The sequence below is a fragment of the Leifsonia sp. NPDC102414 genome, assembly GCF_044765685.1.
Taxonomy (GTDB): Bacteria; Actinomycetota; Actinomycetes; order Actinomycetales; family Microbacteriaceae; genus Leifsonia.
The window spans coordinates 1-6,642 of record NZ_JBIWKN010000004.1 but is presented as its reverse complement, the minus strand read 5'-3'; the positions used below and the strand labels follow the sequence as shown (position 1 = coordinate 6,642).

Genomic DNA, 6,642 nt, shown 5'->3' with positions numbered 1-6,642 from the left:
CCGTCACCGTCACCGTCGACGCCGTCGAACCATCCGCCGGAATCGACGACGGCGAAACACCAATCGTCGACGTCGCAGCCGCCGGAACCGCAACCACGTTCAACGACAGTGCCGGGCCACAATTGGCCGCCGAGCCAGTGACGCACGGGGTGGCGTCGATGTTGATGGACGTCGCGGACAGAACCTGCGCCGTGACAGTGCCGACTCGATCCGCCTGCGCGCGCAGAACGATTGTCTTGGTGCTCCCCGACGGGAGATCTCCAACTGCCCAACTGCCCGTGCTTGCGTCATATCCGGCCTGGTCGGCATCGAGGAAGGTCATCCCGGCGGGGATCGGGAACGAAAGGTCGACGTTGCTGGTGTCAGCAGGACCGTCGTTACGCACACTCACGGTGTAGCTGACCTGGTCTCCAAGCGCTGCTTGTGTCGTAGAGGCTGACGCATCGACTGCCAAATCCGAGAACGGGGGATTCACTGCGTCCGTGTAAGCGTTGAGATAGCTGACAGAGAACGTCTCACCGGGAGCGACATCTCGCTTCCACGCCAATGCGCCACCGTTGTCAACCCGCTCAGTCATGCATGCACCTGGGACGCACGTGTTGGCCATTGCCGAGTCTGTGATGAATGTTGTGCCTCTGACGGCCGCAGCGATCGGCTGGATGAGTCCCGCAACGGCAACCGCGCCAGGGGTCGCCGCAAGGAGTGTGATCACATCGCCACCCGCCTGCTGGGTGTGACACTCAACGGCCCTTCCGGGGACAACGTTGCTGTATCCGAGATCGTCTCCGGCGAGGTAGCAGTCGCCATAGCCAGCGAGTTCAACTGTCCGCGCCTGAGCGCCGACGTTCGTCGTTGAAATATCGGTACGGACATAGTTCGACCCGATGACGTAGCTGAGGCGAGTTGTCAATGGCATACTTCCGGACGTATCGACCGTTTGAATCCAGAATGGATCCACTGCCGACCCCGAACCGCCAAATGTTTGTGTCCCGGTCGCGACGTCAGGAAAGACACTCTCGGCTGGGTTCGTCGCGGTGAGCGTTGCGTAAGCACCACGTTCCGACTCAAGCCCCCAGAACGTCTGACCGAACTCCGTCGAGTAGATCTGAAACGTGCCCCGGTCGGTGAGCGACACTCGGTAGATCGGGCTACCGGGCGTCTCGATAGCGCCGGCTTCGACGGTTTCCCCTACCGCCTGAGCGGCCGGGGATACGCTGACGGCGGTCGCCAGGCCTATCAGTGCGGCTGTCGCAAACGCGAACGGTTTGCTGTGGCGACCGCTTCGCGCGGAGCGGGAACGATGGTGCATGGCTGCTTCCTTCAATACGTTAGGGATCGGGCGGGGAGCCGTCCGGATCAGAAACACGTCGATTAGAAAGAGTCGGCCTGGACAGGTCGATAACGAAGTTCTCAGGAAATAGACGCGGGCGCTGCGGGCACAGCTCGCATTCTCAGCCGGGCCCCGAGGGCCATCCACTCTTCCGTCGCGCAGACGCAATCCATCGAACAGAGCGGTCTCTGGCTGCTCAGCGACCCCGGCCTTGTCGAAATCGGACGCGCGGCCGGGTCGCGTAATCCGAACCCGGTGGGCTAACAGCTGTGCTGCTTCTTTGTGCACGTCAAGGATTTGGTGCGCCTGCCGAATCTATGGAAAGGAACGGGGTGACGCGTTACAACTCCGCTTCCTCCGGCTCTTTCTTTTAGAGGACGCGTCGATTTCGGGTTTGGCGGCGCCCCTCGCCTGGTCGGGCTGTTGACTTCGGGTAGTCACTCCAGTGCCCGGCCAGGCACCTTCTTTCATCGGCCAGCGACTCGCTCGCGACGTGACGGGAACCCCAGGGAGCCGAGTAGGGGTGGTCCGCGCGTTCGGCGACAATCGCATCCGAAACGGACGCTGCGCCCGCTCAGCTCACCTGGTCTTCTCCAAGGAGCTTCCAGGTGGCGATCTGTGTCCGTGAGTGCAAGCTGAGCTTGACGAGGATCCGCTGGACGTGCCCTTGGACGGTTCGTATCGAGATCGAGAGGGATCTCGCTATTTCCCGATCGCTGAGGCCCTCGACGAGGAGCTCCACAATTTCCGATTCGCGTGCGGTCAGTATCGACGTCCTCGCGGAACTCGCGGTGCGTGACGGAGGCGCTTCACCGAGGGCATTGTTCAGAGCCTCGTCAAGCGTCAAGCGTGCCCCCGCAGCGAACTGCATCTCATAGCCCACACGACCAAGGGATTGGATGGCCCCTTGTTCGTAGGTCTGTGAATCGTGGAAGTACGTCGGAGACCATGTCGGCTTAGCCCCAGAAAAACGCCACGCTGGCTGAGCCGCACCCATCAAAAACGCGCATCGATCCGGGTTCCCGACTAGGAGTTCCACCCCTGCAAGCGACTGGATGGCGTGAGCTATTGCAACTGAGCTTCGAAGGTGTCGCTGGCCCTTCAGGGCCCTTGTCAGTAGATCGCGCGCGAGGTCGGGTTCGGCACGCCGGCAGGCGGCTGCGCCACCGTGCAGCAGAAGCGCGTTTGACTCGTACTGCTCACCTGAGCGTTCAGCTGCCTGGAGAAATTCGTCCCGGAGAGTCTCGGCTTCATCGGTGCGGCCAAGGCGCTCGAGCGCCTGCACCAGCCAGACCGAAGTACCCACGCGCGCTACGGCGACAGGGTCGCCGTCCTGCACTTTGAGAGCGCGTTGAAGTAATGTGACCGACTCGGTGGCGTCCGCTGTCAGTAGGGCGCATGCGGTGTCGACGTAGGACGCAAGGAGAGGCTCCCCCAGCGCCTCCGCGTCCTTTCGAATGCGTTGCAGCTCACCGAGCGCATATGTGCGATCGCCGTGTAAGCCGACGATGGTCGAGTGGAGAATACGTGCCATAGTTCGGCTCGGCGTTCGATCGCTGTTGACCATCAAGGCGCGCTCCAACCAATCGCGGAGCTCGTCGATTCGTCCATCCGCTTGCCACGCGATCCGCCATCCGACGCAGAGCAAATCGAACATCTTTTCAGGATTCGCTCTATCGGTGAGTCCGAATTCGGCGGCAACCCGGATGTTCGGAAGCTCGTGTCGGAAGTATGCCAGCCACTGCGACTGGCGAGGACCCAGCCAGTCGAACTCAGCGGCTCGAAGGCGGCTGAGGTACCAGTCGCGATGCGCTAGCTGGGCGCGGTGCCCTTCTTCGGAGGTAAGACGTTCCTGCCCAAACTCCCGAACAGCCGCGAGCATCGTGTACCAGACCGTATCGCCTCGCCGGACACGTCTGATTATCGACTTCTCGAAGAGAATTTGCAGCATATCGAGCGCCGTTCTACTCTCGTCTCCGAGGTCTGAGAGGACTGCCTTTCCTGCGCCCAGGTCCCAGGGTGCCCCGAATACGCTCAACACCCGCCAGGCGAGTTGCTCTCTCCTATCGCAAAGGTCGTAACTCCATTGGATCGCTGCCCGCAGCGTATTGTGACGCGCATGTGTGGTCCGGCCACCTCGAGTCACAACCTGAAGAGAGTGCGACAGTTCCTCGAGGATCTGATCAACAGCGAGGATTGAGGCTCGCGCTGCGGTCAGCTCTATCGCGAGGGGCAGGCCTTCGAGTCGCTCACAGATTTGCGCGATTATTGCAAGCTGGGTCGACGCAACCGGCGTTTCAATGAACGGTGCAGCTCGTTCGATGAACAGCTGCACCGCACTCGACGGCTCCGTCGTGTCCACATCGTCGAGGAAGGTGGGCAGCGGCTCGACAAGCTGAAGCGACTCGCCTGGAACGCGAAGGGCCTCCCGGCTGGTTGCCAGCAGCGAGATCGTCGGGCAAGCGTGGAGTATGGACGTAGCGAGTTCTGCTGCGACCTCTACAAGGTGTTCGCAATTGTCAAGGACGATGAGCATTTCTCGATCACGGAGGTACTCCAGGAGCGCCTGATCGGTGTCCGCAGAGACGACGTGCACTCCGACTGCGCTCGTCACCGTGTCCAACAGCTGTCTACCTGTTCTTGCTCCTAGCAAATCGACGAATACGACACCGTCGCTGAAGCTGCGCTCTACCCTGCGCGCGAGGCGAATGGCGATGCGGGTCTTCCCCACCCCTGCTGGTCCGACCAAAGTGAGCAGACCGCCGCTTGAAAGTCGTCTGCGCGATTCGGCTACGTCGCCCCTCCGGCCGATGAGGCTCGTGACTTCCGCCGGGAGCGCACCGGCTCCCGGCACCGGCCCTTGTTCCAGCATCGTGCCTCCAGATTGCTTGCCCAGCGATATCGCGGAGCAATCGCAGATTACTACTGCCTCGGGTCTTGAGGACAAGACTTTCCAGGCAACCTTTTGAGCGGTTCCGGTTCAGGAGCCGAGTCGCCGGGGCACCTGGCCCTTCTCCATGATTCGGCCAATCCCCTGGTCGCGTACATGCCGTGTTTTCGTCGATGGAGTTCGAGCCTTGCCACATGCACGCGCGTCTTCTGGGCCGGCGAACGTCTGCGTCAGACGCTGGTCGTCTTCCAGCGTCAAGGGGTGAGCGTGATCAATCCTGACTTTCTGTGTCGGTACCTTTTGGCACATATCCAAGCGATGCTTTTTGCAGAATGGAGCGCACCATGCAGGAGGTCCATTCCGTGGTTGCAGCCCTCCACGTGCTCGTGTTGGAGGTGTTGCTGACGGCGACCCTGGCGCTCTTCGCGGCTGGGTGGATATTGCACACCGCACGGCACGCTGCGAATTCCGGCGACGGCGCTCAACCGGCTCAACCTCCAAATGCTCCGTCACGCGCGGACCAACCTGTCGAGACTCGCGAAAGCTGCGTCATCACCCAACCGATCCGAGCTCCTGAACGCCAAACAGAGAAGGTGTGACTCCGTGGCGTCTTCGGCATGCCCCCGATCCCTCGCTTCCGTAACTACACCTAGTCGCTCGCCGCGGCATGCCAAGCCCGCCGCAGCCCCTGCCTGGCACGATAGGTCAGCATCGCTGCCGCCGCGGGCGTAATGTCGAGCTTCCCGGCGATCTCCGTCGCCCCCATTCCCTCAACCTCGCTATACCAGAGGACGGTGCGCCAGCGATCCGGCAGCGTGGCGAAGGCCTTACGAACCGTGAGCTTGTCGACAGTATCCATAAGTTCGCTAGCTTGAAATTGATCAAGATGTTCAGGTTCTGCCATGGGGAAATGCCCACGCTGACGCCCCCATGAGGCGACGACGCTCCGTACTGTGGTTACGAGGTATGCGCGGAACGCATGCTGGGGACCTCCACCGTTTCTAATCGCGCTCAGCGCCCTGGCGAAGGCCTCGGCAGCAACATCCTCAGGTTCGAAAGATGAGCTCGCTGTTCTCGCGACTCTCAGCGCCGCTCCGATGTGCCGCTCCCACAGGGTCGCCAGCGCCGCATCATCCCCATCGTGCAACATCCGCAACAGATCCGAATCGCTGGCAACGGCGAGTTCCCCGAGAACCACCTTTCGTCCCCCGGGGGAATCACGCCCGCCCGCGCCCGGTACCCGTCCGGCGACATTCCCGCCCACATCTTGCATGCATTCAGCTTTGAAGAAGCGCAATCTGAGCGAATGCGTAGTATTGCTTGTCTTCCTACCCGTTTTGCGCGCATCGCGGGATCGATCGTCACAAATGCCGGCTATGGCTGCCCTAGACAGCTCCGTCTCATCGCACTCGGGTTGGTCCAGGAGGACCCCCGATGCGCCTTAGCGATCAGCACGTGAGGGTCGCCGTCGGACGACCCCCTGATCACGTGCACCTCTGATGTCCTTGCTTCGAGGTCACCGGAGACGAACCGACGATGCTCCCGGGACCGACTTCGGTCCCGCTCGCATCCGGTATCGCGTTCGCGTATTCGTCGAAGACAAAGGCGACCAGGTCAAACGTCTCGGCATCTTCAGCAAGTCGTGTGATCGCATCGCCGAGGCTCTCGAGCCTCGATATGCGCGAACTCACCGCGCCGGGAGCGAAGCGGACTTAGGCCGGGCCGAGATTGGACTAAGTACTGTTCCTTGCAAGGCTGCAGATGCACACGTCAGTGGCGGATGTCGTGGCGAGGCGCAGACAGGAACCGGCCCCCGTGCATTGCTGCGCGGGGACCGGTTCTCTTCTGTTTGGGTATTTCGACGATGCTTAGTGCAGCTGAGTGTGCTCCTCATCTTCACTGCGACGCTTCCGCCGTCCGAGCAGGAGCATCATGAGCGCCCCCAGTGCGAGAACACCAAATGCTCCACCAAACGCCCATCCGCTGAGGTCCGAGCCCGTGTGGGCCAGGGATCCGTCGTTCGGTGCGGTCGAGCTGCCTTCGCTGTTGGCCGTGCCACTGCTCGCTGTCGCCGCATTAGCTCCGTCCGTAGCACCCTCGGCGTTCGCGTTACTGGCCGAACCATTCGATGCGGCCGACGCCTGATCCGACGCTGCCGCGTTTGCGTCTGTGGACGCATTAGCGGATGCCGTGGCGTTGGCTGCAATAGCGGCCGCAGCGTTCGCATTAGCCGTGGCCGCAGCCGAAGCCGCAGCCTGCGCGTTCGACGAGTTATCCGCATTCGCCGCCGCCTGAGCCGACACGTTCGACGCAGCGTTCGCCGCCGTCGACACATCAGCAGACGCATCCGTGGATGCATCCGCCGTCGCCGCCGCCTGAGCAGCAGCCGCGCTCGTCACATCAGCCGCAGCCGACGCCTGCG

At 62.1% G+C, this 6,642-nt stretch carries 3 protein-coding genes and 1 pseudogene; all 4 read right to left on the bottom strand.

Going from position 1 to position 6,642, the window contains the following annotated elements; translation table 11 throughout:
* Window positions 1–1,309 (bottom strand): DUF11 domain-containing protein (locus tag ACIRCZ_RS15385; RefSeq protein WP_402854583.1); only part of this gene is annotated, 1,309 nt, incomplete at its 3' end.
* 595 nt (window positions 1,310–1,904) lie between these two features.
* The gene (locus ACIRCZ_RS15380; protein WP_402854581.1) at window positions 1,905–4,202 is read right to left on the bottom strand and encodes an ATP-binding protein; all 2,298 of its coding nucleotides are present in this window, start codon (window positions 4,200–4,202) and stop codon (window positions 1,905–1,907) included.
* A gap of 667 nt (window positions 4,203–4,869) precedes the next feature.
* Entirely contained in the window at window positions 4,870–5,370 is a 501-nt protein-coding gene (locus ACIRCZ_RS15375) for an RNA polymerase sigma factor (RefSeq protein ID WP_235500672.1), read from the bottom strand.
* A gap of 718 nt (window positions 5,371–6,088) precedes the next feature.
* Window positions 6,089–6,642: pseudogene (locus ACIRCZ_RS15370) on the bottom strand (hypothetical protein); the annotation flags it as partial.